Source organism: Alteromonas sp. KC3, from assembly GCF_016756315.1.
Classification (GTDB): Bacteria; Pseudomonadota; Gammaproteobacteria; order Enterobacterales; family Alteromonadaceae; genus Alteromonas.
The window spans coordinates 3,096,346-3,120,398 of the sequence record NZ_AP024235.1; the positions used below are offsets into that span (position 1 = coordinate 3,096,346).

Sequence of the window (24,053 nt, forward strand, 5' to 3'; positions counted from 1 at the left end):
GCCTCCTTAGGCCAACATCATTTTTGCTTTCTTAAGTGCAGCAAATAAGCTGTCGACTTCTTCAAGCGTGTTATAAATTGAAAACGACGCACGCGCCGTGCCCGGAATACCAAAACGCTTCATTAATGGCTGCGCGCAGTTATCACCTGTGCGGATCGCCACGCCCTGACGGTCAAGAATAAAGCCGACATCTGCCGGGTGCGCGCCGTCGAGCAAAAAGCTTAGTACCCCAACTTTATTAGGAGCAGTACCAATAATGCGCATTCCCTCGAGGGCCTGTGCTTGCTCGGTCGCGTAGGCAAGTAGCTGTTGCTCATGTGCATGTAGCGCTTGTACATCAAGTGCACTAAACCAATCTACCGCTGCCCCCATGCCAATGGCTCCAGCAATATTTGGCGTACCAGCCTCTAGGCGGTTTGGCAATGCACCCCATGTGGCTTCATGATAGGTAACGTCTTTAATCATTTCGCCGCCTACCTGCCATACAGGCCATGTTTCAAGCACGTCTTTTTTGCCCCACAAGCAACCAATGCCCGTTGGACCAAATAGCTTGTGCCCTGAAAACGCATAAAAATCACAGCCGATGTCTTGTACGTCAACGTCGCCGTGAGCAATACCTTGTGCGCCATCAACCAACACCCAAGCACCAACCGCTTTAGCTTTTTGAGTAAGCTGTTTAATAGGGTTTACCGTCCCCAATGCATTAGATACATGCGGGAACGCCACCATTTTGGTGTTGTCAGACAGCAGTCTATCGAAAGCGTCAACATCAAGCTCACCACTGTCAAAAATAGGCACAACGTTTAGCGTTGCACCAGAGCGGCGACATGCCTGCTGCCATGTAACCAAGTTGGCGTGGTGCTCAAGTTCAGTCACCATCACTTCGTCACCTTCACTAAGAAGTTGACCAATGCCATTAGCAACAATATTAATGGCTTCAGTGGTACCTGAAGTCCAGATAACCTCTTCGCGGGCACCTGCGTTGATAAAACTCGCAACGCTGCTACGTGCATTTTCATAGCGACGCGTAGCTTCATCAGATAAATGGTGCGCACCGCGGTGCACGTTTGCATTCGTACCCGTGTAAAAATCCATTAACGCGTCAATCACAGCTTGAGGCTTTTGTGTAGTAGCCGCGTTATCAAGGTATACCAGCGGCTTGCCGTCTACCGTTTTAGATAAAATGGGAAACTGGGCACGAAGTGCTGCAACGTCTAAGCTCATTTCACCTCCATTTGGGCGAAACGCTCACTTAAAATTGGCGCTAGCCATTCACGTACCGCAGTGTTTGGTACGTCGTTAATAAGCTCTTGAATAAAGCCAAAGTTAAGCATTACCAATGCCTTGCTGCGAGAAACACCGCGAGTTAGCAAGTAATACAAGGCTTCTTCTTCAATTTCTGCCACCGTTGCACCGTGGGCACATTTTACGTCGTCAGCATAAATTTCAAGCTCTGGCTTAGTGTTAATCACACCGCGGCGAGATAGCAGCAAGTTTCGGTTGTTAAGTTCAGCCAATGTCTTTTGGGCATCGCGATGAATATGGATACGACCATTAAATACAGCGCGCGCCTTATCACCCACGATACCGCGCGCATTTTCTTCTGTCGTGCCATTTGGCATAGCGTGCTCAATGGTTGAGTGAAGGTCGAATAGCTCGCCTTCAGCCAGAAGATAAATGGCATTCATTTTCGCATCGGCAAATTCGCCAGCGTGGTGAATATCTACATCTAAACGCGAAAGCTCACTTCCGTAACCTACCATGGTGCTGTTTAGCGTGGTGCGGTTATGAAGCTTAAAGTGGCTACCACCTAGCTGCTTTGCTTTACCAGTAAACATAGCAAAACGGTAGTGCTCAAGGTGCGCATCATCAGCCAAGTCGTATTCAGCAAAAGCAGTAGTTAGGCTTTCGGTATCACCAAAGCCTTGCTCAATAACCGTGGCGCTTGCGCCTTCAGCTAGCTTTACTACAACACGCGTGTGAGCATCTACATCTTGTGATGTCATGTTCACAATGCGAACTGGCGTGTCAATTTTCGCACCAGCTTCTACATTGATGAATATACCGTGTTGGCATAGTGCATCGTTCACTAGGCCAAACATATGACGTGTAGGCTTAACCTGACCGTATACGCTGCTAATAGCTTGCTGGGTAGCCGTGTCATCGCTGTTTAGTGATGTAATAGTCATGCCAGCTGGCACGTCTAGGGTATTAACCTGCGTTACCAAGACACCATCAACAAAGACAAGGTCGATAGCATTTAAATTGTCAATTGCCGGCACTGGCAAATTGTCTGCCTGAACGGCTTGCTTCGCATCACGCTTTTCAAGTGACGTAAGTGGCGTAAACCGCCAGCTTTCGTTACGGCGTGCGGGCCAGCCATCGGCTTTTAACTGCGTTAAGGCCTGTTGACGCACGGGCGCTAAATAATCGGAGATTTGCGCCGCATCAATGACCTGGTCTAGCCATTGACTCATGCCTCAGCCTCCTCATAGCCTTTACCTAGGAAAGCATAACCGCTCTTCTCTACTTCTAGCGCAAGTGACGCGTCACCGCTTTTCACAATTTTGCCGTCAGCAAGGATATGTACGAAGTCAGGCTTAATGTAGTCTAGAAGGCGCTGATAGTGAGTAACAACGATGAAACTGCGCTCACCGTCGCGTTGGCTGTTTACACCGTCTGCAACAACTTGTAGAGCGTCAACGTCAAGGCCAGAGTCTGATTCGTCAAGAATACAAAGCTTTGGCTCTAGCAAAATCATTTGCATAATTTCGTTACGCTTTTTCTCACCACCAGAGAAACCTTCGTTAACACCACGCTTTAAGAAATCCAAAGGAAGCTGTACTTGTTTGCACGCTTCTTTTGCTTTCTTTAAAAATTCTGCAGCGCTTAACGGCTCTTCGCCACGTTGTTCACGCATAGCGTTAACCGACTCTTTCATGAATTCCATGTTGCTAACACCTGGAATTTCTACCGGGTATTGGAAAGCAAGGAAAAGGCCTTCACGAGCGCGCTCTTCTACTTCAAGCTCAAGCAGGTCTTTACCGTTTAGCGTGGCATCGCCTTCGCTTACTTCGTAACCGTCGCGGCCAGATAGCACGTAACCTAATGTACTTTTACCGGCACCGTTGGGGCCCATGATAGCGTGTACTTCACCAGGTTTAACTTCAAGGTTAAGACCTTTAATGATGTTTTTCTCTTCCACGCTGGCATGTAAATTCTTGATACTAAGCATTGATTACCCCACTGAACCTTCAAGACTAATTTCGAGCAGTTTGCCGGCTTCTACGGCAAATTCCATTGGTAGCTCTTTGAATACTTCTTTACAGAAACCGTTAACAATCATAGAAACGGCCTTTTCTGTGTCTAAGCCACGTTGCTGACACAGGAATAATTGTTCGTCGCTCACCTTCGATGTTGTTGCTTCATGCTCAACAATGGCTGAAGGGTTACGGCTTTCGATATACGGGAAAGTGTGTGCGCCGCACTTGTCACCAATCAGTAGCGAGTCGCACTCGGTGAAATTACGTGCACCATCTGCGCGCGGCCCCATTTGAACCAGCCCGCGATAAGCGTTGTTGCTGTTACCTGCTGATATACCTTTGGAGATAATGGTCGACTTGGTATTTTTACCCACGTGGATCATCTTAGTTCCGGTATCTGCTTGTTGACGACCGCGTGTTAGTGCTACTGAGTAGAACTCACCTACACTGTTATCGCCTTTAAGAACACAGCTTGGGTATTTCCACGTAACCGCAGAACCCGTTTCTACCTGTGTCCATGAAATTTTGGCGTTGGTGTGCGCTACACCACGTTTAGTAACGAAGTTGTAGATACCGCCTTTTCCATTTTCATCACCCGGGTACCAGTTTTGTACCGTTGAGTATTTGATTTGCGCGTCATCCATCGCCACTAGCTCAACGACTGCCGCGTGCAGCTGGTTTTCGTCACGCTGAGGTGCTGTACAGCCTTCAAGATAACTCACGTAGCTGCCTTCATCTGCAACAATCAATGTACGCTCGAACTGACCGGTGTTCATTTCGTTAATACGGAAATACGTAGAAAGCTCCATTGGGCAGCGTGTGCCTTTTGGAATGTAAACAAATGAACCGTCAGTAAATACAGCGCTATTGAGTGCAGCAAAGTAGTTGTCTGTGCGCGGAACTACCGAGCCAATGTATTTTTTAACAAGGTCTGGGTACTTCTGAAGCGCTTCAGAAATTGGGCAAAAGATAACGCCCGCTTCTTCCAGCTTTTCACGGAAAGTAGTCACAACAGAGACCGAGTCGAATACTGCGTCTACCGCAACACCTGCTAGCATTTCCTGCTCATGAAGCGGGATACCAAGCTTTTCGTAGGTGCGAAGAAGTTCTGGGTCTACTTCGTCAAGTGACTTAGGCTTGTCTTTCATACTCTTTGGTGCCGAGTAATAGGAAATGGCCTGATAGTCAATTTTTGGATAGTCGACGTGCGCCCAGTCTGGCTCTTCCATTTCTAGCCAAGCATGATAAGACTTCAAACGCCATTCAAGCATCCATTCAGGCTCGTTTTTCATTGCTGATATGCGGCGGATAACCGACTCGTCCAGGCCGCTTTCAAACGTTTCCGATTCGATTTCAGAGTAGAAACCGGCTTCGTACTTTCTTTCTAACGCCTGTTCGATCTGTTCACTCATGTTGGGATCTCACTTGTTTGCCTGCATTTGCTGCCATTTGCTGTCTACGCAGCACAGTAGCCACCCCACGGTCTTGGTGATTACTGGGTTTCTGTGTATTTGAGTGCGTTTACATTCAAAGAATTCACCACGCAAATCTCATACAAACCACTCGCTACAAAAAGGGCAGCCTAAAAAATTGGTGCGGTATTATATAATACCCGACTATTTCACTCAAATATTCAGCCGTTTATTTACCGCCGCCAAGCTTAAAATTTCTTTAACGCGCTATAACGTTTACTTATGCGATTGCTGCTTCTCGTAATCGAGTAACAACATCCGTCACTTTCGTTATTACGTAATCAATATCGTCTTGGGTTGTAAATCTACCCACACTAAAGCGTATACCTGCGTGTGCGAGTTCATTACTTCGACCGATGGCCTTTAGCACATAAGACGGCTCAAGGCTTGCTGATGTGCATGCTGATCCCGATGACACGGCGATATCATTAAGCCCCATCATCAAGCTTTCACCATCTACGCCCGCAAAACTGACATTTAAAATACCTGGAATACGTTGGGTTTCATGCCCGTTTAAATACACATCACCTACCTGCTCTATTCCCTTCCACAACGCTTCCCGCAAAGCCATTATGCGTTTACCCTCGTCGGCTAAATTTGTCACTGCAAGCGAAATTGCTTCTCCCATGCCTACAATTTGATGGGTGGCTAACGTACCAGAGCGCATACCACGCTCATGGCCACCGCCGTGAATTTGAGCAACCAGATTAATTTTAGGACGACGACGAACGAAAAGCGCTCCCATGCCCTTTGGCCCATACATTTTATGAGCGGAAATAGACAGTAAATCCACGGGAAGTTCAGCAAGGTCAATCGCTATCTTGCCAACACTTTGTGCGCCATCGACATGGAACAAAATCCCTTTGTCTCGACATAACTCACCGATAGTTTGAATATCTTGGATAACACCTAGTTCATTATTTACATGCATCACAGAGACTAAGATAGTGTCGTCACGCATGGCGCTTTTTAAATCGTCAAGATTCACTAATCCGTCTTGCTGTACACAAAGGTAGGTTACCTCGAACCCTTGCTCTTCAAGGTATTCACAGGTATCGAGCACAGCTTTGTGCTCTGTATTAACCGTAATAATGTGTTTGCCTTTACTTGCGTAACCCTGCGCCACTCCCTTGATAGCAAGGTTGTTAGACTCGGTGGCCCCTGAAGTAAAAACAATTTCGCGAGGATCGCAATTTAAGGCATCACTAATTTGATTGCGCGCTACGTCTACCGCTTCTTCCGCCATCCAGCCAAAGCGGTAGCTTCGTGATGCTGGGTTACCAAAGTTTCCGTCGAGTGTCAGACACTTGGCCATAACATCTGCAACAGTTGGGTCTACCGGCGTGGTAGCAGCATAATCGAGGTAAATGGGTGTTGATAAAGCCATGGGTTATTCAAAACCTATTTAAAGTTGAATACTAACTTCAATGTCGTTAGCGATATTGCGCAATGACGCTGCAGAGTCTTGGCGTCCAGCGACTTCTTGCACATCGCGTTTCGCCATTAACTCGCCTAAAGTGATTGAGTCTAAAAACACTGAAATACGATCGCTTAAGTCTTGCCATAAGCTATGAGTTAAGCAACGGTCGCCACCTTGGCAATCGGCTTGCCCCTGGCATCGAGTAGCGTCGATAGACTCATCTACCGCCCGAATAACTTCACCTATGGCAATTTCACATGCTTCACGTCCAAGCAAGTAACCACCGCCAGGACCGCGTACACTGTCTACAAGTTGCTCTTTGCGCAGTCTAGAAAAGAGCTGTTCTAAATATGATAGGGATATTTCTTGTCGTTCTGATATATCGGCAAGAGGCACTGGACCACGCTTAGAGTGCAAAGCTACATCAAGCATCGCAGTTACTGCATAGCGCCCTTTAGAAGTGAGTTTCATTGAATTCTCCCGCCGTTTTTGATGGCGGGAATTTTCACATACCCGACTAAATTGGTCAAGTATAAGACCTAGTAATTTAGTCAGGTATTATAGATTAACCCAATTACATTCTTAGATTGCAGGGTCAAACGAGGAATGGGCTTTTTCTCTCTGCTGAGAATCTGTAAGCTCTATACCGGTATTAGCGAAGTCTTCAGCACTAATATTATGCAGATTATCGGTACAAACATCGCCACCCAGTGACTGGATAACTTTGCACATTTCTTCCACTTTCGTGTCCATCTGATGCATATGTTCCAACATAATGCCCATTGCATTGGCCACCGGGTCTGGATTGTCTGGCGCTACTGCATACGCATCGAAGCCGTATTTTTGTGCTATCTTGTCACGCTGTGGATTTGTACTGGCTGTCAATTCTTTCTGCTTAGATATGATAATACGACCAGGTATGCCAACGGCGGTAGCGCCATCTGGAATATCCTTAACAACCACTGAATTAGAGCCTACTTTGGCATTTTCTCCAATGATAATCGGCCCTAAGACTTTTGCACCTGCCCCTACTACTGCACCATTTTTCAACGTAGGGTGACGTTTGCCCGCTTTCCAACTTGTGCCGCCAAGTGTGACGCCGTGATAAAGAGTAACATCGTCACCTATTTCCGCGGTTTCCCCGATAACAACGCCCATTCCATGGTCAATGAAAACCCGCCTGCCCAACGTTGCGCCGGGATGAATTTCAATCCCGGTTAACCAACGACTGAAGGTCGATAATGTGCGAGCTAACCACTTCCACTCAGCTTTCCACAATTTGTGGCTAAGGCGGTGTAACCATACCGCGTGAAGTCCAGGGTAATTGGTTAATACTTCAAACGTATTTCGAGCGGCCGGATCGCGATGAAATACCCCTTGTATATCGTCTTTTATACGGGCAAACATAGGTGATTACTCTTTTTCAGAACCAGTGCCAGACGCGCTCTCGTCCTCACCGTTTTGCTTAACAGACTTGTCAATTGACGCCAATATGCCACGAAGAATGTTTAACTCTTGTGACTCAGGGCGGGCACGGTTGAATAAGCGACGTAGCTTTGTCATCACCACACCTGGGTGACTTTTACGAATAAACGAAGTACTTTCTAGCGTTGACTCCAAGTGCACGTAAAAACGCTCTAGGTCTTCATTAAGTGGGTATTCTTCTTCCACACTCGGATAAGTTTCACGATTCAAAAATGCCATACGAATTTCATAACACAGGGTTTGAACAGCCGCCGCCAAGTTTAGCGAGCTATATTCTGGGTTAGCAGGAATACACATATGAAAATGACACTGTTGCAACTCTTCATTAGTTAACCCACTGTTTTCACGACCAAATACTAATGCAACCGGGTACTTTTCGACTTCTTGAACCAACTTCTCGCCACAATCGCGCGGGCCAAGCATTGGCCAAGAATGCGTGCGGGAGCGAGCAGAAGTTCCAACCACTAACCCACAGTCTTTTACCGCTTCTTCCAATGTGCTCACAATTTTCGCGTTTGCCAACACATCACCTGCACCAGCAGCAAGTGCACTGGCTTGCCCATCTGGTTCATTTACCGGGTCCACAAGATACAGACTACTTAGCCCCATCGTTTTCATGGCACGCGCCGTTGAGCCGATGTTGCCAGTGTGTGAGGTGTTAACCAAAATAATGCGAATATTTTCGAGCATGCCTGCGATACCTACGTACTTTCTAAAACAAGACACCAGCGACTAATCACGCTGAATCTTACTACTTCATTTGTGAGCGAGTGTAGCACAGTAGCAGTATAGATGGCTATTTAAGGGAAATGGTTTTAAGCACATCATATCTACCGATGGTAATTTCATTTGCATCACAGAATGATTCTGGTAGACTCCGCCCGTTTTCGAAAACAACTAGCTATTTTTTGTACAGCTGGTTAGTTTCATTGGTCTTTTACAATTGGTGGTTTATCTATGCATCCTATGCTGAATATTGCGGTGCGCGCTGCGCGTGCGGCTGGAACAGTTATTGTTCGTGGTTTTGAAAAACATAATGAAGTTGCTACTGAGTCTAAGGGCTTGAACGACTTTGTTACACAAGTTGATAAAGAAGCAGAACAAGCTATTGTTTACAAAATTCAGCAATCGTACCCAGAGCACTGCTTCTTGGGCGAAGAAATGGGTGAAATTCACGGGAAAGAAACTGACTATCAGTGGATTATCGACCCGCTAGATGGCACCACCAATTTTGTTAAAGGCATTCCTCACTTTGCCGTTTCTATTGCACTTCTACACAAAGGTCGTTTAGACCAAGCTGTAGTATTCGACCCTATCCGTAGCGAACTTTTTACTGCGAGCCGTGGTCAAGGCGCACAGCTAAACGGTTACCGTATTCGTGCTTCTAAGCCTCGCGATCTCACTGAAACTATTATTGCAACGGGTCTACCGTTTAAGAACAAATCTCAATTTGGTGAGTATGCGCTAAGCCTTAATAAGATTTTCCACGAAGTGGGCGACATTCGCCGTGCAGGTAGTGCGGCACTTGATCTTGCCTACGTTGCAGCAGGTCGTCACGACGGTTACTGGGAGCGCGGTATCAAATCTTGGGACATCGCAGCGGGCGAACTTATTGTTCGTGAAGCTGGCGGCCTAGTAACAGACTTTAAAGGTGGTAACGATCCATTGCACAAAGGCGAAATTGTCGCAGGTAGTGTGAAAGTGGTTCAAGGGCTTGTTAAGCACCTTAAATAAGTGACCTAGCTCACCTGGCTATTACTCACAGCCATAAACACTGCTACGAATCGAAAGGCGCTATCAAATTTAGCGCCTTTTTTTGTATGTATCAGCGTGTTGTCGCAAGGCAAATACATTCACTTACCCACGGCCATTTAACGGATTTATTTTTATTCACTCTTTTGAGCACCCTTTAGCTTCAAGCCAAACAAAAATCGTAACACTAAAAATCGCTTTGCAATCTCATACGTTATTGCACACCCAACAAGTGTGATTAGCGTGATACCCAAAAACTCTGCCATTGTAGAAGAAACGCGAGAGCTCAAATAAAATGCGGCTACCACGATAAGTGTTTGATGAACCATGTAATAAGGCAGCACGCCACGGTTTAAGTAGCTAATAACTTTGCTCGGTTTAGATAAGTACTTTTGGCCAAACCCCAAAATTGCCGCAAGCCAAGCCCAATGATTGAGCACAACAATAACGCCCACTAATACGCGAAAGCTAAAAGAGGACTCCATTAATTCTCCTGTCGCGCCAAGCATGTCATGTCGGTCTAGTATAATCACGCTATAAAGCGTTATCGCGAAAGTAAGACTTATATAGCGCGCTCTCATCACCGCCGTGTATAACGCAGGTCGAAGCACGATTACCATGCCCACAAGCATCACCCAAAAATACTTAGCATGGCTGTACCAGTCGCTGACAAGATCATGAGTTGTTGGGTAAGCCGTACGTAGTTCAAGCCAGATATAAGTCATCAATGTCACTACAATGATGCTAAACAATGGCAAGCTATCGAGTAAGGTAGATTTAACTATCCCAACCCAGCGTATAAGTGGAAACAGAAGCAAGATAAGTACGCTATAAACAAAAAGGTAAGGCAAAAACCACAGGTGGTTCCACGTAAGTAACCCAATAATCGATTGTTTCTCTTTAAATAAATCGGTATTGGGGTTGATATAGGCAAGGTAGAAATCGATAAACGGCATTTCGAGTTTTCCACTTACCGTCCACTCAACAAAGACTTGTGGCGCCACAATGACAAACATCCCAAATATCAGTGGCACTAGTATTCTCAGAGTTCGCTTTCCTAGAATGCTCAGTGAAAACAACCAACGAGAAGGATGTTGTTCATATCCCCGGCGCAATACAACAGTGAACACCATTGCTGAGATTAAAAACAAGAGTGACATACGCCATTGATTGGTTAAGATCATGACGTCTTGCAGCAACGAAAACTGTATATCGCTTTTTATATGCCATCCCCAATCAAGAACGTAAAACATGCCTATGTGATACAGAATCAATACACCAAATGCGATAACGCGCAACGCATCCAGTTCAAAATAGCGCTGGGTTAACTGCGCATTTGTTATTTCCCTTCCTAGCGAAAACGCGTCTACTTCTTCAGAAACTAATCGTGGCTCATTAACAACATATGCTTGCGTCAATGCCTTCACTCCTATTCAATAGTGACAAATCAACTTGGTATATCTACTGTGTTGCGTTGCTGACCAACAAGGCCTAAGTGACGAAAAACAAAGGATTTAGGGATAAGCGGTGAATAGTTGGGATGAAAAATGGAGCCAGTATCTTCGAGATACTGAGCCAAAACATAAATACGCGGCATTTCTTTTACTCGTCGTGTATCTATTTATTAATAACTCAATAAATGCTGCATCTAGTTGGACGGAGTTTTCGCGAAGTGAAACTAATAACGTGGCACTGTGGGAGCCTTATGTATGGGAATACAGCAGTGCACTAAGTACTGCGATATTGGTTATTCCCCTAATCTTAGCCATACGTGTTCTTGATAAAAGTAAAAAGTCCAGCGCCGTTTGGTTGGGATGGCATTTTGTATTTGCCAGCGTATTTTCAGTTTCCCATGTCGTTTTCATGGTTGCCCTGCGCAAGCTCGCCTATTTGATGTCTGAACGTAGTTACGACTTTGGGGTTTGGATTAGTGAGTTTGTCTACGAATACCGAAAAGATGTCTGGGGTTATATTACTCTTGTAACCTTTTACTACGTTGCGCGATTTGGCTACCAGCGACTAATAGGTGAAGCGTCACTGATTAAACGTGATACCTCGCTTCCCGAAGTTGAAAGTGAAGCACTTGCACTACCTGACTATTTACTAGTAAAAAAACTCAATAAAGAATTCTTAGTTAAAGTCAGTGATGTTCAGCGAGTGGAAGCCTCAGGTAACTATATCAACTTACACACCCACGTTGGTGTTTATCCGCTTCGGTATACCTTAAGCCGATTTTGCGAAGAAGGTGCGGTGCACGGGTTCGTACGTGTCCATCGATCACATGCCGTAAGAATTCCTTCCATTCAATCTATCACGTATGACGATACAGGAGACGGCCTTATCACCCTTAACAACGGCCAAACCGTGTTGCTCTCAAGACGCTACAAAGACAGCTTAAAGCAAGTTTTAGCGCCATAAACTTCTAGTGAGAGCTCTTATCCGTATATAAAAAAACCGCATCACAGATGCGGTTTTTGTTTTTACGAATCAAATTCGATTAAGGCATGGGATCTAAGTCTGCACCTTCTTTTTCCACTTGAGGTGGCATCAAATCTTCTTTGCTGATACCTAACGCAAGCGCAACTGAACTCGCAATATAGACAGACGAGTAAGTACCTACTACTACACCAAATAACAATGCAGTAGCAAACCCGTGAATTAACGCACCGCCCTTGTAAAACAAGGCTACCAATACCAACACAGTAGTTAATGAAGTGATGATGGTACGGTTTAAGGTTTGCGTCAGTGAGATGTTGATAATCTCTACCGGTTCACCCTTACGAATTTTACGGAAGTTTTCACGAATACGGTCCGACACAACGATAGTATCGTTCAGTGAGTAACCAATAACAGCTAACACTGCCGCTAGTACCGTTAAGTCGAATTCAATCTGTAGTACAGAGAATAAACCCAAAGTAAGAATAACGTCATGAGCAAGGGCAGATACTGAGCCCAGTGCAAAGCGCCATTCAAAACGCATTGCTACATAAACCAAGATACACAGTAAAGCGACTAGCATTGCTAGACCACCCTGCTCGGTAAGCTCTTCACCTACGTTGGGCCCTACGAACTCGATACGACGCATATCTACTGCGGTGCCATCTGCACGCAAAGCTGCAAGGACTTGCTCACCAATGGTAACAGCTTTTACGCCGTCACGCGGTGCAATGCGAATAAGCACATCTTGGCTACTGCCAAAGTTCTGTACAATAGCGTCTTCAAACTCTGCGTTATTTAGCTGCTTACGAATAGATTCAAGATTCGCAGCATCTTCGTAACCGACTTCAATCAAAGTCCCGCCAGTAAAATCAAGGCCCCAGTTGAGGCTATTTACGCCTAGCGATATGAATGAGCCTAAAATAAGCACCGTTGACAGCACCATCGCAGGAATGCGAAGGCGCATGAAATTGACGGTATCGGAAAGTTTTAATAATTGCATGTTACGCTCCTTAAATCGCCAATTTCTCTACGCGCTTGCCGCCCCATACTGCGTTAACAATAACGCGAGTAACTAAAATAGCGGTAAACATCGACGTAGCAATACCAATCATAAGCGTAATTGAGAAGCCTTTAATTGGGCCTGTACCCACAGCAAACAAAATAAGGCCTGCAATGAACGTAGTAATGTTTGCATCCAAAATAGTTGAGAATGCACTGTCGTAGCCATGGTGAATTGCTTGCTGTGGACTGCGTCCGTCACGAAGCTCTTCCCTAATACGCTCAAATATGAGCACGTTTGCATCTACCGCCATACCAACGGTTAATACAATACCTGCCATACCCGGTAGTGTAAGCGTTGCACCAGGGATCATAGACATAATGCCAACAATCATGACCAAGTTAGTAACAAGTGCAATATTCGCTACCACGCCAAACGCTTTGTAGTAAATAAGCATGAAGATAAGTACTGCGGCCAAACCATAGATAATGGCCTGCATGCCCAGCTCAATATTCTCTTTACCTAAGCTTGGACCGACTGTGCGTTCTTCAACAATTTGGATTGGCGCAATAAGCGCACCAGCGCGAAGTAATAGTGCCAAGTCGCGGGCTTCTTTTGGAGAGTCTAGGCCTGTGATTTGGAACTTACTGCCAAGCTGTGCACGAATAGTTGCAACAGAAATAACCTGCTCGTGCTTCTCAAAAACAAGTTTACCGTCTTTGTTGCGCTCGCCAGTCGATTTATATTCGATAAACACCGTCGCCATTGGCTTACCAATATTGCCACGCGTTGAACGCGACATCTTGTTACCACCTTCTGAGTCAAGCGAGATATTTACATTAGGCAGACCGTATTCATCAACGCCACTGTTCGCATCAATGATATGACTTCCCGTTAGCATTATGCGCTTCTCGAGAAGTTGCGGAATACCTTGCTGATCTTCAATAACTTGAGAACCAGGAGGCACGCGACCATTTAACGCGTCGCGAATATCGTTTTTCTGGTCTACCATGCGGAATTCAAGCGTTGCGGTAGCGTTTAGAATTTCTTTAGCGCGTGCAGTGTCTTGAATACCTGGTAGTTGAACCACAATGCGATCAGCACCTTGCTTTTGTACAAGTGGCTCGGCAACACCTAGTTGATTTACACGGTTACGAATAATGGTGATGTTTTGCTTCACGGCATTCTCGCGAATTTCTTGCAATTTGCTTTCTGCAAATACGGCGCGAAGCGTAAGGTCATCAATTTGATTAAAGGTTAAGTCACGGCTTTGATTACGCAAAAAGAACTCAGCTTTATCAAGGGCGTCTTCGTCGCGGAACGTGATGTCAATATGGTCATCTACCTGCTTAACGCCACGGTAACGAATTCCTTCTTCACGCAATGAAGTACGAAAGCCGCTTTCAGCATCTTCTAGTGATTTAGCGATAACTTCTGTCATATCCACTTCCATTAAGAAGTGAACACCACCGCGTAAATCAAGGCCTAACTTCATCGGCGCGCCACCTAGCCCTTCTAGCCACTCAGGCGTATCGGGCGCAAGGTTCATAGCAACGAAATAGTCGTCACCCAGCTCTTTTTCTAGCGCTTCTCGCGTGACTAGTTGAGTATCAGAATCTGATACGCGCACAAGTATTTGTTCGTTTTCAAATTCAACGCGTTTAGGTGAAATGTTTTTCGCAGCAAGTGTCGCTTTAACTTGTTCAACCGTAGCATCAGTGACTACAGCGTCGCGACCCGCAGAAATTTGTACAGCGTGATCTTCGCCGTAAATGTTCGGAAGCGCATAAAGCGCGCACATTGCAACAACAATGAGCGCACTAAGCACTTTCCAGATTGAGTTTTTGTTTAGCACTGGATAATCCTTTCGTGCCAGCACCGGGTAGCATCCCGGCCCCGGCGGTTGTTACTTACAGTGACTTCATAGTGCCTTTAGGCAGCACTGCAGTCACAGAAGACTTCTGAACAACAATATTGTTAGCATCGTTAAGTGCCACTTCGATGAAGTCTTTCTCTTCAGACACTTTTGTGATTTTACCTACTAAACCACCTTGAGTTAGTACCTCGTCGCCTTTGCTAAGCGAAGACACTAAGTTCTTATGCTCTTTTACGCGTTTCGCTTGCGGACGGTAAAGTAAGAAGTAAAAAATCAAACCGAAAACCGCCAACATGATCAGCATTTCCATGCCACCGCCTTGTTGAGCACCGCCAGCAGATTGCGCGTATGCGTTTGAGATAAATAGGCTCATAAAATTCCCCAAATATTATCGTTGTTATAGTGCCGGAACCGGCAACCCTTTTTGTTCATAGAATTCTTGTACAAACTCATCGAGCGTGCCTGCATCAATCGCATCGCGAAGACCTTGCATAACACGTTGATAGTAACGAAGGTTGTGAATGGTGTTCAAACGCGCACCCAAAATTTCGTTACACTTGTCCAAATGATGTAAGTATGAGCGAGAATAGTTTTTACAAGTGTAACAATCACAATTCTCGTCAAGTGGTGAAGTGTCGTTTCGATGCTTAGCATTGCGAATCTTGATGACACCTTCGGTGACAAACAAATGCCCATTTCGCGCATTACGCGTTGGCATTACGCAGTCAAACATATCAATACCGCGGCGAACCGATTCAACTAAATCTTCCGGCTTACCAACACCCATTAGATAGCGTGGCTTATCTTCCGGAATTTTTGGCGCTGTATGATCGATAATGCGGATCATATCTTCTTTTGGCTCACCTACCGACAAACCGCCGATGGCATAACCGTCAAAGCCAATAGCTTCAAGACCGGCTAATGACACATCGCGAAGCCCTTCGTACATACCGCCTTGGATAATACCAAACAGTGCAGCTGGGTTGTCACCGTGTGCGTCTTTACTGCGCTTTGCCCAACGTAAAGACATTTCCATTGATACACGCGCTTCCTGCTCCGTTGCCGGATATGGCGTGCACTCATCGAAAATCATCACGATGTCAGAGCCAAGGTCGCGCTGAACCTCCATCGACTTTTCAGGCGTAAGAAGTATTTTCTCACCATTAATTGGCGAGCGGAACGTTACGCCTTCTTCCGTTATCTTGCGTAAATCACCAAGACTGAATACTTGGAAACCGCCTGAGTCGGTAAGAATGGGTTTATCCCAATTCATAAAATCATGCAGATCGCCATGCTGACGAATAATGCCAGTCCCAGGACGTAGCATTAGGTGAAATGTATTACCAAGACAAATGTGTGCACCACTGTCTTCAAGTTCTTCTGGGGTCATCCCCTTAACGGTACCGTACGTACCTACTGGCATAAACGCTGGCGTTTCAACTACACCACGTTCGAATACCAAACGACCGCGTCGTGCACGACCTTCGGTTTTTAACAACTCAAATTGCATGTGAAAGCATTCCCACTTTAGTGCGCCATTGCGCCGGGTATAAAAATAAATTGGCGGCGATTATACCAGTAATTCAGCTGAGATCATGCCCCGTATCTATGTTTATCTGTAACTAAACCTGAATAAAACGATACGAGGCCAATTCGCGGTTAATCAACTAGGCACGTTCAATGAACATTGAGTCGCCATAACTGAAAAAGCGATACTCATTTTCAATGGCTTGTTGGTAAGCGTTCATCACATTATCTTTACCCGCAAATGCGCTGATTAGCATCATCAATGTAGATTCTGGTAGGTGGAAGTTTGTGAACATGGCATCCACAACTTTAAATTCAAAACCAGGGTAAATAAATATTTCAGTATCTTCGTAAAAGGGCGCAATAATAGCGTCGTGGCTGCGTTCACTACTTGCTTTAGCAGCTGACTCTAGTGAGCGAACCGATGTGGTCCCAACCGCTATTACACGCTTGCCGTTGGCTTTGGTTTGCAATACAGCATCTACTACTTCCTGCGGCACTTCTGCGTATTCTGCATGCATTTTGTGCTCTTGAATATTGTCAACACGTACCGGTTGAAATGTACCTGCTCCAACGTGCAGCGTAACAAACGCCAAGTTTACACCCTTTTCTTTGAGTGCCGCCAAAATGGCGTCATCAAAATGAAGACCCGCGGTAGGTGCTGCCACCGCCCCCGGCTTTTCATTGTAGACAGTTTGATAGCGCTCTTTATCAGAATTTTCGTCTGGACGGTCGATATAAGGAGGTAATGGCATGTGACCGTGTGCCTCAAGCAGCGACAACACAGTCTCTTCGTGATCAAACTGTAGAATAAACAGCGCATCATCTCGACCCGTAACGGTCACATTAACTTTATCTTCTAAAATTAGCTTAGTGCCAGGCTTAGGCGCTTTACTTGCTCTAACGTGCGCCAGCGCACTATTGTCGGAGGTAATGCGTTCAATCAGCACTTCAACCTGTCCGCCGGTTTCTTTCTTGCCTAGCAAGCGAGCTGGAATAACCCGCGTGTTGTTAAAGACTAACAAGTCACCTTCGTCTACCAGTGACAGCATTTCTGCAAACATGCTGTGTGTTACTTTGCCGGTTTTGCCGTCTAAATGAAGCAAACGGCTCGCAGCTCGCTGCTCCGTTGGATATTTTGCAATTAATTTTTCGGGAAGCTCAAAGCTAAAATCAGATAGTTTCATAAATACAGTACTGCTTTACTAACTCGGTTAACAAAATAATAGGATTAAGTCTCATGTTGTGAAACGATCTAGCTGTACGACACCGAACTTCCATTGAAGTTAAGCGAGAACAAATACAAAAAAGCACAACATATTTAGTCATTTAACTTTAAAGGTATTAAATAAAATAACGCATTATAAGGTCGCATACTTTTGACAGGGATTTATAAATAGCGCCCACCATCTTAAACGGTTAAGATACGTACAGATAGTGATGATGTTCTCCCATAACATTCCTTATCTTTTGATACCCAGCTAGGTGCTGGGTATTTTTTTGCCTGATTAAAGCGTTGCGGTACTCATCTCAGGCTGCATGCCGACGCTTTAAACCGACATTTTACGCGGTTTATTCATTAAGGTCAGTTAAGATTTCTTCTAAAAGTGCACTATCTAGCGGTCTTGCCTTTAGTACGTACAATATTTGTAGAAGCAAGTCCGCCCCCATTATCCCTTTGTTAACCTTATTTCTAAGGTTATCTGCACTTTGCTCTACGCCTATTTCTTCTAAGCGCTGGCTTAATGCTTGATATTTAACCCCTCGCACTGACATTTCAGATTTTACAACCCTTGCGACGGTTTGACGCCATGCATTTTTAGCACTCAATTGCCACTCCAAAACCACCCATTTGTGATATATAATTTACAAAAACACACTTTTTTACACTTAAAAAGCAAATTTGTTATTGACGATTATGGCACAGTGAGTCTACACTGCAAGTCAAGATATTGGCGTAGATGAAAATAGTCGCTACAGTGGAACGGTTGAAATCACGCAACGCGACATTCATATACGACATTATCGCTTCAATAATTAAAGGAGAAAGGTATGAGCTGGGAACTAGAAAGCATCGAAGCCTTATTTACAGAGCACGATGACTTTGTGGTAACACGAGAGGAAAACTGCTTACTAATTGCTAATCAAGACGGCATTGATGCATGGCTTGCCATTAGCGGTGAGCAAATATTAGTGGAAAGCTTGTTGTTTTCAGCGTCGGAGGTTAAGGATAAGCCTGCGCTAGATCATGAAATTTTGTCATCTCATATGGTGTTCCCATTAACAACTGTGGGCATATCGAATATTGGAGGTGAAGAATACTACACCGCGTTCGGTGCGCTAAGCGCGCAGTCTAAAGCGGAAAGTATTGTTATTGAAGTCGAAACCCTGTTTCAGAATGTTGCATCATTCCTTGATGCTTACGAAACACACCTTAACTAAAATTTACTTCTAAGGAGAAGCGAATGTCAGTGTGGAAAAAATTAGTAACTGCAGTAAAAGGTGGTGCGACCGAGGCTGCGCAGTCAGTAGTAGACAGTCAGGCTATTCGAATTCTGGAACAAGAAATTAGAGAAGCCAAAGAAGAATTGCGCAAGTCAGATCATGCCCGTACGCAAATTTTGGCGAAGTGCAAACTATCACAACAAAAAGTCGATAGCTTTGACTCTTCCATCGCAGAATACGAAGCGCATGCGCGAAAAGCAATTGACACAGACCGTCAGCTAGCGCTTGATTGTGCCCAGAAAGTTTCAGAACTGAAAGAAGAGCGCGACCAAGAACAAGCCTATCTTGATCAGTTCCAACAGTCTGAAAAACAGCTTGCTCAGAACATTCAGCAGGCAAAAGCTAACTTGCGCCGATTAGAGCAGCAAGTTGATATGGTGAAAGCAACTGAAAGCGTGCAAAAAGCGCAAGTTGCCGTGTCATCTCGCCATATGGGGGCTAACAGCAAAATGAAAACGGCGACAGAATCGCTGTCTCGTATTCAAGAAAAACAGAAAATGCGTAATGCAGAGCTTCAGGCTGCTGAAGAACTTGCTGGTGATGAATCAAGCAGTGATTTGGAAAAGCGCCTAGCAGAAGCTGGTATCAAAGGCGGAAAGACCTCTGCTGATGATGAACTGGCACGCATCTTAGGTAAGTAGTACCAAAGGGAGCTCACCGCTCCCTTTCTTTTTGAACATGGTTTTCAATGCTTTGTTACACATAAACCATAGACAATTTTCACGCATAAAGGCAGAGTACTAGCACGCATAACAAGGGCTGTTTGTTTTATGTCTCCATGGATTAAACTGCGTAAAATTATGCTGCAATATTTTGCAGAATCTCGATGGTACACCATTTTAGGTGCTACTGCGTTTTACGCCGTTTCAAGTTACTGGTTACTTTTCGCTGCAGGTGAAGTTGACCTCATTGCCGATGTTGATTTTCTCTACTGGCTTGCAGTTACCGCCTCCACCGTGGGTTACGGTGATCTTTCCCCTGTCACATCTGCAGGTAAGTTAGTAGTCGCACTTTACGTAATTCCACTGGGTTTAAGTATTTTTGCAATGGTCATCGGCCGTATTGCCGCGTGGGTCTCTCAGCAATGGAAAAAAGGGTTATTGGGAATGAATAACTTACATCTTGATAAACATATATTGGTTATTGGCTGGAATGGTCAGCGCACTATGCTGCTGTTAGATTTATTATTGCGAGAGCGCGATGCCATGCCCGATCGACCAGACATTGTGTTGTGTGTAAAAGCCGATATCACTAACCCACTTCCTGGCGTAATTGAATTTGTAAAAGTTGACTCGTTCAACAAGGACGAAGATATGGATCGCGCCTGCATTGCCAATGCCAGAACTATCCTTATTGACAATCCGCAAGACGATATCACTATGACTACCGCACTTTACTGTGCCAAACGAAACCCAGATGCCCATCAAGTGGCTTACTTTGAAGATGAAAGCCTAGTAGGACTGCTGCAGGACCACTGCCCTAAGGTAGAATGTACTCCGAGTGTGGCAGTCGAGATGCTTGCGAAAGCGGCATTTGACCCTGGTTCAAGTATGCTGCATCACGATTTACTCAGTGTTGATGAGGGCCAAGCCCAATTTTCGGTGAAAATTCCAGACGACAGTGCCACTATTTCAGTAGCAAAACTCTTTGTTAATTTAAAACGCAAACACAACGCCATTTTCATCGGCTATGCGCCGAATAGCCAAGTAAAAGAAATGGTTGTCAATCCACCACTTGAAGCCACGCTGAATGCGGGTGATACATTATTCTACATTGCCGAGCGACGCATCAATGCTATTAATTGGTCGTCGCTTGACGCCGACTAAAGGGCATTGAGTATGTTCAGCAAACTATTTAAAAAATCAGCGCCAAAAAAACCTAAAGCACCTGAAGTAATGGGGCTTTATTTAGGTGGCTCGTTTGAATTGGATAACTTAAAGCTCTCTTTACTTGAGCCTGAATTAACCATAGAAGGGGCCGCTCGTTCGCAACTCATTCAAGCGGTAGGCGAAGCTGCGCTTGATACAGGCGGCACGCTGTTGCGCTTTTACACCGATGACGACGCCTTCCTTCAGGTTATATTAGATGGTGGCATGACGGAAAATCATATTACTGATGTAAAGCTGTGGCATTTCTACGATACGAAAACTATTGGCAGTACCGCCCAATGGGATGAGTGCTTGAAGAATATCATCAGCCAACCTACCTACGAATTGGATGGCAAGATATTTACCCGTGTTTGGGAAGCTGTGGGCGAAGAGTCTCCACCTGTTGCGGTAACTGAAACTACCTACGAAGAAGATGGCGATATTAGTAAAACTGATCAATTCATGATGCTTTATGAGCGCCCTCTGGATAATGATAGAGTGGAAACACTTTTAGTTGTCGGTGAAGAGAAGCAAGTGGGTTCTAACTTAGACAGATGCTTAGTGATTTCAACAGGCTTTGATATTCAACCTACTGATATAACAATAAACGGATAAAAAAGGATTAACTATGGATACAATTATGCATTCTCTGGCGGGCCTTGATAACTTCGCGTTGTACTTTGGCCTATCAATCGTTTTCTTATTTATTTTCAAGTTAGTTTACGCATTAGTCACGCCCCATGACGAATGGAAGCTAGTTAAAGAAGAAAAGAATGTAGCGGCCGCGATTGGTTTTGGCGGCGCGATTATTGGCTTTGCCATTGCGCTGGGAAGCGCAGCTTCAAATTCTGTCGCCATTGTCGATTTCGCGATTTGGGCGTTGGTTGCAGTGGTCGCACAGTCACTGGCGTTCGCCATTTTGCGATTTAGCTTTATGCCAAAAATTGCAGAGCGCATAAACAACAACGAAGTATCAGCAGGCGTTATGTTGGCAAGTATGTCAATTGCAGTGGGTCTGTTAAACGCAGCTTGCATGACCTATTAAGGGGGCTGTGATGACAACGAATAACGACAAGCTCAGGACAAAGCGCACCAAGCACATTGACTTAACACGCATGCGCAAAGCGTTCAGTGTGAAGCCTATTGCATTAGGTGTTGCCAGCGTCATGTTAAGTGCTTGTGGCTCAGAGCGTGAAGATGCCACTATTTATACATCGCTTGAAGACTGCAAACAGGATTTCCCTGATGCAGTTGAGCGATGCGAAGCAGCCTATCAAACGGCACTAGACGAAGCTATGCGCACTAGTCCGCGCTTTAATTCGGAATATGACTGCGAGTATGAATTTGGTCCTAATCAGTGCCAATACGTCAACAATAACAGTGGCAGCTTTTTTATGCCGTTCATGGCAGGCTACATGGTAAGCTCATTGCTTTCGCCCAATCGCTACTACTCTCAACCACTATATACGTCGTACTCTTATAATTCTCCCTTTCGCTCACGCTGGATAACGGCTGATGGTTACGTGTTTGATGGTGATATTCGCAAACGAAACTATCGCGTAAATAAGGACGTTTACAAACCAAAACCAACGGTAAATCGCACGATGAAACGCGGTGGTTTTGGTAGTAGCGTACGCGCCAAATCTTCGTGGGGAAGCAGCAGCCGTAAAGGCGGCTGGGGCGGTTAACCATGTTTAGAATGCCATGCCAGCCACGCAAGGGCTGGCAGCAGTTGGCCAACGAGTTTGGCTTTCACTTTCACACTATGTATGGCGAGCCTTATTGGGATGAAAGTGCTTACTATCAGTTCACGCTTCAACAAATAGAAAAGGATATTGAAGACCCCACTGCCGAGCTACATCAAATGTGTTTAGCCGTAGCGGATGAAGTGGTCAACAGCGAAGCGTTGCTCTCACGTTTTTGTATTCCTGAACACCACTGGGATTTAGTAAGAGACAGTTGGCTACAACGAGATCCTAGCTTGTACTCCAGACTAGACCTTGTCTATAACGGAAAAGGGCCGGCAAAACTACTGGAAAACAATGCTGATACCCCCACTAGCCTATACGAATCAGGCTTCTGGCAATGGCTATGGCTAGAGCAAAATGTCGACAATGGGAAACTCGCTCGTCATGCAGATCAGTTCAATAGCTTGCAAGAAAAGTTGGTGCACCGGTTTCGCGAAATAGCCCTGCATTACAATATCAACCAGCTTCACATGGCGTGCTGTAAAGACACAGCAGAAGACAGAGGCACAGTGCAATACTTGCAAGATTGTGCCCGTGAAGCTGGCCTTCATACTGATTTTGTCTTTATTGAAGATATTGGCATTGCAGATACGGGTGTGTTTACTGATCTGCACAATAGCCCTATTACCGACTGCTTCAAGCTGTACCCATGGGAGTTTATGTTGCGCGAAGAATTTGGTAGCGAGTTAGTAGATGCTGGCGTGAATTGGCTTGAGCCTCCTTGGAAGGCCGTAATTTCAAATAAAGCGTTACTCCCCCAATTGTGGAAACAATTTGAAGGGCACCCTAATTTATTGCCCTCTTTCTTTTCGGATGAAATTGGTTCTCAAACACAATCGGGTAAATGGATTAAAAAGCCATTATTTTCAAGGGAAGGGGCCAACGTGTCACTGATTGAGCGTGGCCACGAAAAAGAACTCAGCAGTGGCCCTTACGGCGAAGAAGGCTTTATAATTCAAGCTTTTGAACCATTACCCGTATTTGAAGGTAACCATACACTTATAGGCAGTTGGTTAGTTGATGATATGCCCGCTGGCATTTCGGTAAGGGAAGATGCATCTGCAATTACGCAAGACTTATCTCGGTATTTGCCGCATATCATCCTGTAAAGGGATTAAGGAGTCTCTATGAAGCCCCTTTCTTTTCAAATACGTGTTCTTTTAACTCTGGGTGCGTTACTTATTGCGATAGAGGTGGCCAACCTACTTACTGGCAATGCACTTAACCAGTTTGGTGTAGTACCGCGCTCATTAGCACACTTACCTTACATTTTTACAGCGCCTTTTCTTCACGGCACACCCACCCATTTAATGGCAAATCTAGTACCGCTGCTGTTGTTCATGTGGCTCACCATGCAGTGGGGCAAACGCTCATTTATTATCGCGACGGTCAGTGCATTACTCATTGGTGGGTTAGGCGTGTGGCTATTTGGACGCAGTGCTACGCACATTGGAGCCAGTGGCATGGTGTACGGATACTTCGGCTTTTTAGTGCTCGCAGGCTTTCGAGGCAACAAAGTACGCTATTTATTAATATCCTTAGTGGTTGCAGCTCTATACGGCGGAATGTTAGTGGGTGTATTGCCCACATCTAAATTTATTTCCTTTGAATATCATTTGTTTGGCTTTATTGGTGGCTTATTTGCCGCATGGCACTGGGCACGCTAATTTGTTTTTGTATAATTAGCGTCACGATAAG

25 protein-coding genes are annotated in these 24,053 nt (G+C 45.2%); 10 read left to right on the forward strand and 15 right to left on the reverse strand.

Annotation, left to right across the window (positions count from 1 at the left end; genetic code table 11):
• Positions 1 to 6 precede the first annotated feature (6 nt).
• From JN178_RS13820 to trmJ, 8 genes are all read right to left on the reverse strand, one after another.
• Positions 7 to 1,224 (reverse strand): aminotransferase class V-fold PLP-dependent enzyme, encoded by a 1,218-nt coding sequence (locus tag JN178_RS13820; protein WP_202262047.1) that lies wholly within the window; start codon positions 1,222 to 1,224, stop codon positions 7 to 9.
• Positions 1,221 to 2,477 carry a Fe-S cluster assembly protein SufD gene (sufD, locus tag JN178_RS13825; protein ID WP_202262048.1) on the reverse strand — a complete coding sequence of 419 codons (1,257 nt, stop codon included), beginning with the start codon at positions 2,475 to 2,477 and terminating at the stop codon, positions 1,221 to 1,223. Before sufD ends, JN178_RS13820 begins: the two co-directional genes overlap by 4 nt.
• Positions 2,474 to 3,235: a Fe-S cluster assembly ATPase SufC gene (sufC, locus tag JN178_RS13830; RefSeq protein ID WP_202262049.1), complete on the reverse strand. Its 762-nt coding sequence runs from the start codon at positions 3,233 to 3,235 to the stop codon at positions 2,474 to 2,476. The genes sufD and sufC overlap by 4 nt, the downstream gene beginning before the upstream one ends.
• A gap of 3 nt (positions 3,236 to 3,238) precedes the next feature.
• Positions 3,239 to 4,675 carry a Fe-S cluster assembly protein SufB gene (gene sufB, locus JN178_RS13835; protein WP_159627053.1) on the reverse strand — a complete coding sequence of 479 codons (1,437 nt, stop codon included), beginning with the start codon at positions 4,673 to 4,675 and terminating at the stop codon, positions 3,239 to 3,241.
• Between the two features lie 280 nt (positions 4,676 to 4,955).
• On the reverse strand, positions 4,956 to 6,122 hold the full coding sequence (locus JN178_RS13840) for an IscS subfamily cysteine desulfurase (protein WP_202262050.1): 1,167 nt from the start codon (positions 6,120 to 6,122) through the stop codon (positions 4,956 to 4,958).
• Positions 6,123 to 6,140: 18 nt separating this feature from the next.
• Positions 6,141 to 6,626 carry a Fe-S cluster assembly transcriptional regulator IscR gene (iscR, locus tag JN178_RS13845; protein ID WP_202262051.1) on the reverse strand — a complete coding sequence of 162 codons (486 nt, stop codon included), beginning with the start codon at positions 6,624 to 6,626 and terminating at the stop codon, positions 6,141 to 6,143.
• Between the two features lie 111 nt (positions 6,627 to 6,737).
• On the reverse strand, positions 6,738 to 7,562 hold the full coding sequence (cysE, locus tag JN178_RS13850) for a serine O-acetyltransferase (RefSeq protein ID WP_202262052.1): 825 nt from the start codon (positions 7,560 to 7,562) through the stop codon (positions 6,738 to 6,740).
• A gap of 6 nt (positions 7,563 to 7,568) precedes the next feature.
• The gene (gene trmJ, locus JN178_RS13855; RefSeq protein ID WP_159627057.1) at positions 7,569 to 8,330 is read right to left on the reverse strand and encodes a tRNA (cytosine(32)/uridine(32)-2'-O)-methyltransferase TrmJ; all 762 of its coding nucleotides are present in this window, start codon (positions 8,328 to 8,330) and stop codon (positions 7,569 to 7,571) included.
• A 267-nt stretch (positions 8,331 to 8,597) separates the two neighbouring features.
• On the opposite strand from trmJ, the gene suhB reads away from it, so the two are divergent.
• Positions 8,598 to 9,374: an inositol-1-monophosphatase gene (gene suhB, locus JN178_RS13860; RefSeq protein ID WP_202262053.1), complete on the forward strand. Its 777-nt coding sequence runs from the start codon at positions 8,598 to 8,600 to the stop codon at positions 9,372 to 9,374.
• Positions 9,375 to 9,526: 152 nt separating this feature from the next.
• Here the strand turns inward: suhB and JN178_RS13865 are convergent, their stop codons facing one another.
• Complete coding sequence (locus tag JN178_RS13865; protein WP_202262054.1) at positions 9,527 to 10,810, reverse strand: acyltransferase family protein; 1,284 nt, start codon at positions 10,808 to 10,810, stop codon at positions 9,527 to 9,529.
• A gap of 109 nt (positions 10,811 to 10,919) precedes the next feature.
• Here JN178_RS13865 and JN178_RS13870 point away from each other — a divergent pair, with 109 nt between their 5' ends.
• On the forward strand, positions 10,920 to 11,810 hold the full coding sequence (locus JN178_RS13870; protein WP_202262055.1) for a LytR/AlgR family response regulator transcription factor: 891 nt from the start codon (positions 10,920 to 10,922) through the stop codon (positions 11,808 to 11,810).
• Between the two features lie 79 nt (positions 11,811 to 11,889).
• On the opposite strand, the gene secF is transcribed toward JN178_RS13870, so the two are convergent.
• From secF to JN178_RS13900, 6 genes are all read right to left on the reverse strand, one after another.
• Positions 11,890 to 12,831: a protein translocase subunit SecF gene (gene secF / locus JN178_RS13875; protein WP_202262056.1), complete on the reverse strand. Its 942-nt coding sequence runs from the start codon at positions 12,829 to 12,831 to the stop codon at positions 11,890 to 11,892.
• A gap of 10 nt (positions 12,832 to 12,841) precedes the next feature.
• Positions 12,842 to 14,686 (reverse strand): protein translocase subunit SecD, encoded by a 1,845-nt coding sequence (gene secD, locus JN178_RS13880; protein ID WP_159627062.1) that lies wholly within the window; start codon positions 14,684 to 14,686, stop codon positions 12,842 to 12,844.
• Between the two features lie 55 nt (positions 14,687 to 14,741).
• Positions 14,742 to 15,080: a preprotein translocase subunit YajC gene (gene yajC, locus JN178_RS13885; RefSeq protein ID WP_159627063.1), complete on the reverse strand. Its 339-nt coding sequence runs from the start codon at positions 15,078 to 15,080 to the stop codon at positions 14,742 to 14,744.
• A 24-nt stretch (positions 15,081 to 15,104) separates the two neighbouring features.
• Positions 15,105 to 16,217, reverse strand: a complete 1,113-nt coding sequence (tgt, locus tag JN178_RS13890) for a tRNA guanosine(34) transglycosylase Tgt (protein WP_202262057.1) — start codon at positions 16,215 to 16,217, stop codon at positions 15,105 to 15,107.
• Positions 16,218 to 16,374: 157 nt separating this feature from the next.
• Positions 16,375 to 17,421: a tRNA preQ1(34) S-adenosylmethionine ribosyltransferase-isomerase QueA gene (gene queA / locus JN178_RS13895; RefSeq protein WP_202262058.1), complete on the reverse strand. Its 1,047-nt coding sequence runs from the start codon at positions 17,419 to 17,421 to the stop codon at positions 16,375 to 16,377.
• Positions 17,422 to 17,806: 385 nt separating this feature from the next.
• Positions 17,807 to 18,010 (reverse strand): DUF6471 domain-containing protein, encoded by a 204-nt coding sequence (locus tag JN178_RS13900; protein ID WP_232369772.1) that lies wholly within the window; start codon positions 18,008 to 18,010, stop codon positions 17,807 to 17,809.
• Positions 18,011 to 18,286: 276 nt separating this feature from the next.
• On the opposite strand from JN178_RS13900, the gene JN178_RS13905 reads away from it, so the two are divergent.
• From JN178_RS13905 to JN178_RS13940, 8 genes are all read left to right on the forward strand, one after another.
• On the forward strand, positions 18,287 to 18,676 hold the full coding sequence (locus JN178_RS13905) for a DUF2170 family protein (protein WP_159627067.1): 390 nt from the start codon (positions 18,287 to 18,289) through the stop codon (positions 18,674 to 18,676).
• Between the two features lie 23 nt (positions 18,677 to 18,699).
• Positions 18,700 to 19,380 (forward strand): PspA/IM30 family protein, encoded by a 681-nt coding sequence (locus tag JN178_RS13910; protein WP_202262059.1) that lies wholly within the window; start codon positions 18,700 to 18,702, stop codon positions 19,378 to 19,380.
• 129 nt (positions 19,381 to 19,509) lie between these two features.
• A complete protein-coding gene (locus JN178_RS13915; protein WP_202262060.1) occupies positions 19,510 to 20,565 on the forward strand; it encodes a potassium channel protein in 1,056 nt (351 codons plus the stop codon).
• A 12-nt stretch (positions 20,566 to 20,577) separates the two neighbouring features.
• The gene (locus JN178_RS13920; RefSeq protein WP_202262061.1) at positions 20,578 to 21,222 is read left to right on the forward strand and encodes a YjfK family protein; all 645 of its coding nucleotides are present in this window, start codon (positions 20,578 to 20,580) and stop codon (positions 21,220 to 21,222) included.
• 13 nt (positions 21,223 to 21,235) lie between these two features.
• Positions 21,236 to 21,652, forward strand: coding sequence for a DUF350 domain-containing protein (locus JN178_RS13925; RefSeq protein WP_159627070.1), 417 nt, complete (start codon positions 21,236 to 21,238; stop codon positions 21,650 to 21,652).
• Between the two features lie 10 nt (positions 21,653 to 21,662).
• On the forward strand, positions 21,663 to 22,295 hold the full coding sequence (locus JN178_RS13930) for a DUF1190 family protein (protein WP_159627071.1): 633 nt from the start codon (positions 21,663 to 21,665) through the stop codon (positions 22,293 to 22,295).
• Positions 22,296 to 22,297: 2 nt separating this feature from the next.
• On the forward strand, positions 22,298 to 23,464 hold the full coding sequence (locus JN178_RS13935; RefSeq protein ID WP_202262062.1) for a glutathionylspermidine synthase family protein: 1,167 nt from the start codon (positions 22,298 to 22,300) through the stop codon (positions 23,462 to 23,464).
• 18 nt (positions 23,465 to 23,482) lie between these two features.
• Positions 23,483 to 24,022, forward strand: a complete 540-nt coding sequence (locus JN178_RS13940) for a rhomboid family intramembrane serine protease (RefSeq protein WP_202262063.1) — start codon at positions 23,483 to 23,485, stop codon at positions 24,020 to 24,022.
• The last annotated feature ends 31 nt before the right edge of the window (positions 24,023 to 24,053 follow it).

Bases quoted from the DNA above. Each gene is read 5' to 3' on its own strand.
- secF (WP_202262056.1), bottom strand. From the start codon at position 12,831: ATGCAATTATTAAAACTTTCCGATACCGTCAATTTCATGCGCCTTCGC.
- yajC (WP_159627063.1), bottom strand. From the start codon at position 15,080: ATGAGCCTATTTATCTCAAACGCATACGCGCAATCTGCTGGCGGTGCT.
- sufB (WP_159627053.1), bottom strand. From the start codon at position 4,675: ATGAGTGAACAGATCGAACAGGCGTTAGAAAGAAAGTACGAAGCCGGT.
- sufD (WP_202262048.1), bottom strand. From the start codon at position 2,477: ATGAGTCAATGGCTAGACCAGGTCATTGATGCGGCGCAAATCTCCGAT.
- JN178_RS13900 (WP_232369772.1), bottom strand. From the start codon at position 18,010: ATGTCAGTGCGAGGGGTTAAATATCAAGCATTAAGCCAGCGCTTAGAA.
- suhB (WP_202262053.1), top strand. From the start codon at position 8,598: ATGCATCCTATGCTGAATATTGCGGTGCGCGCTGCGCGTGCGGCTGGA.
- JN178_RS13920 (WP_202262061.1), top strand. From the start codon at position 20,578: ATGTTCAGCAAACTATTTAAAAAATCAGCGCCAAAAAAACCTAAAGCA.
- JN178_RS13840 (WP_202262050.1), bottom strand. From the start codon at position 6,122: ATGGCTTTATCAACACCCATTTACCTCGATTATGCTGCTACCACGCCG.
- sufC (WP_202262049.1), bottom strand. From the start codon at position 3,235: ATGCTTAGTATCAAGAATTTACATGCCAGCGTGGAAGAGAAAAACATC.
- JN178_RS13930 (WP_159627071.1), top strand. From the start codon at position 21,663: ATGACAACGAATAACGACAAGCTCAGGACAAAGCGCACCAAGCACATT.
- tgt (WP_202262057.1), bottom strand. From the start codon at position 16,217: ATGCAATTTGAGTTGTTAAAAACCGAAGGTCGTGCACGACGCGGTCGT.
- JN178_RS13935 (WP_202262062.1), top strand. From the start codon at position 22,298: ATGTTTAGAATGCCATGCCAGCCACGCAAGGGCTGGCAGCAGTTGGCC.
- JN178_RS13925 (WP_159627070.1), top strand. From the start codon at position 21,236: ATGGATACAATTATGCATTCTCTGGCGGGCCTTGATAACTTCGCGTTG.
- queA (WP_202262058.1), bottom strand. From the start codon at position 17,421: ATGAAACTATCTGATTTTAGCTTTGAGCTTCCCGAAAAATTAATTGCA.
- cysE (WP_202262052.1), bottom strand. From the start codon at position 7,562: ATGTTTGCCCGTATAAAAGACGATATACAAGGGGTATTTCATCGCGAT.
- JN178_RS13905 (WP_159627067.1), top strand. From the start codon at position 18,287: ATGAGCTGGGAACTAGAAAGCATCGAAGCCTTATTTACAGAGCACGAT.
- trmJ (WP_159627057.1), bottom strand. From the start codon at position 8,330: ATGCTCGAAAATATTCGCATTATTTTGGTTAACACCTCACACACTGGC.
- JN178_RS13820 (WP_202262047.1), bottom strand. From the start codon at position 1,224: ATGAGCTTAGACGTTGCAGCACTTCGTGCCCAGTTTCCCATTTTATCT.
- JN178_RS13910 (WP_202262059.1), top strand. From the start codon at position 18,700: ATGTCAGTGTGGAAAAAATTAGTAACTGCAGTAAAAGGTGGTGCGACC.
- iscR (WP_202262051.1), bottom strand. From the start codon at position 6,626: ATGAAACTCACTTCTAAAGGGCGCTATGCAGTAACTGCGATGCTTGAT.
- JN178_RS13940 (WP_202262063.1), top strand. From the start codon at position 23,483: ATGAAGCCCCTTTCTTTTCAAATACGTGTTCTTTTAACTCTGGGTGCG.
- JN178_RS13915 (WP_202262060.1), top strand. From the start codon at position 19,510: ATGTCTCCATGGATTAAACTGCGTAAAATTATGCTGCAATATTTTGCA.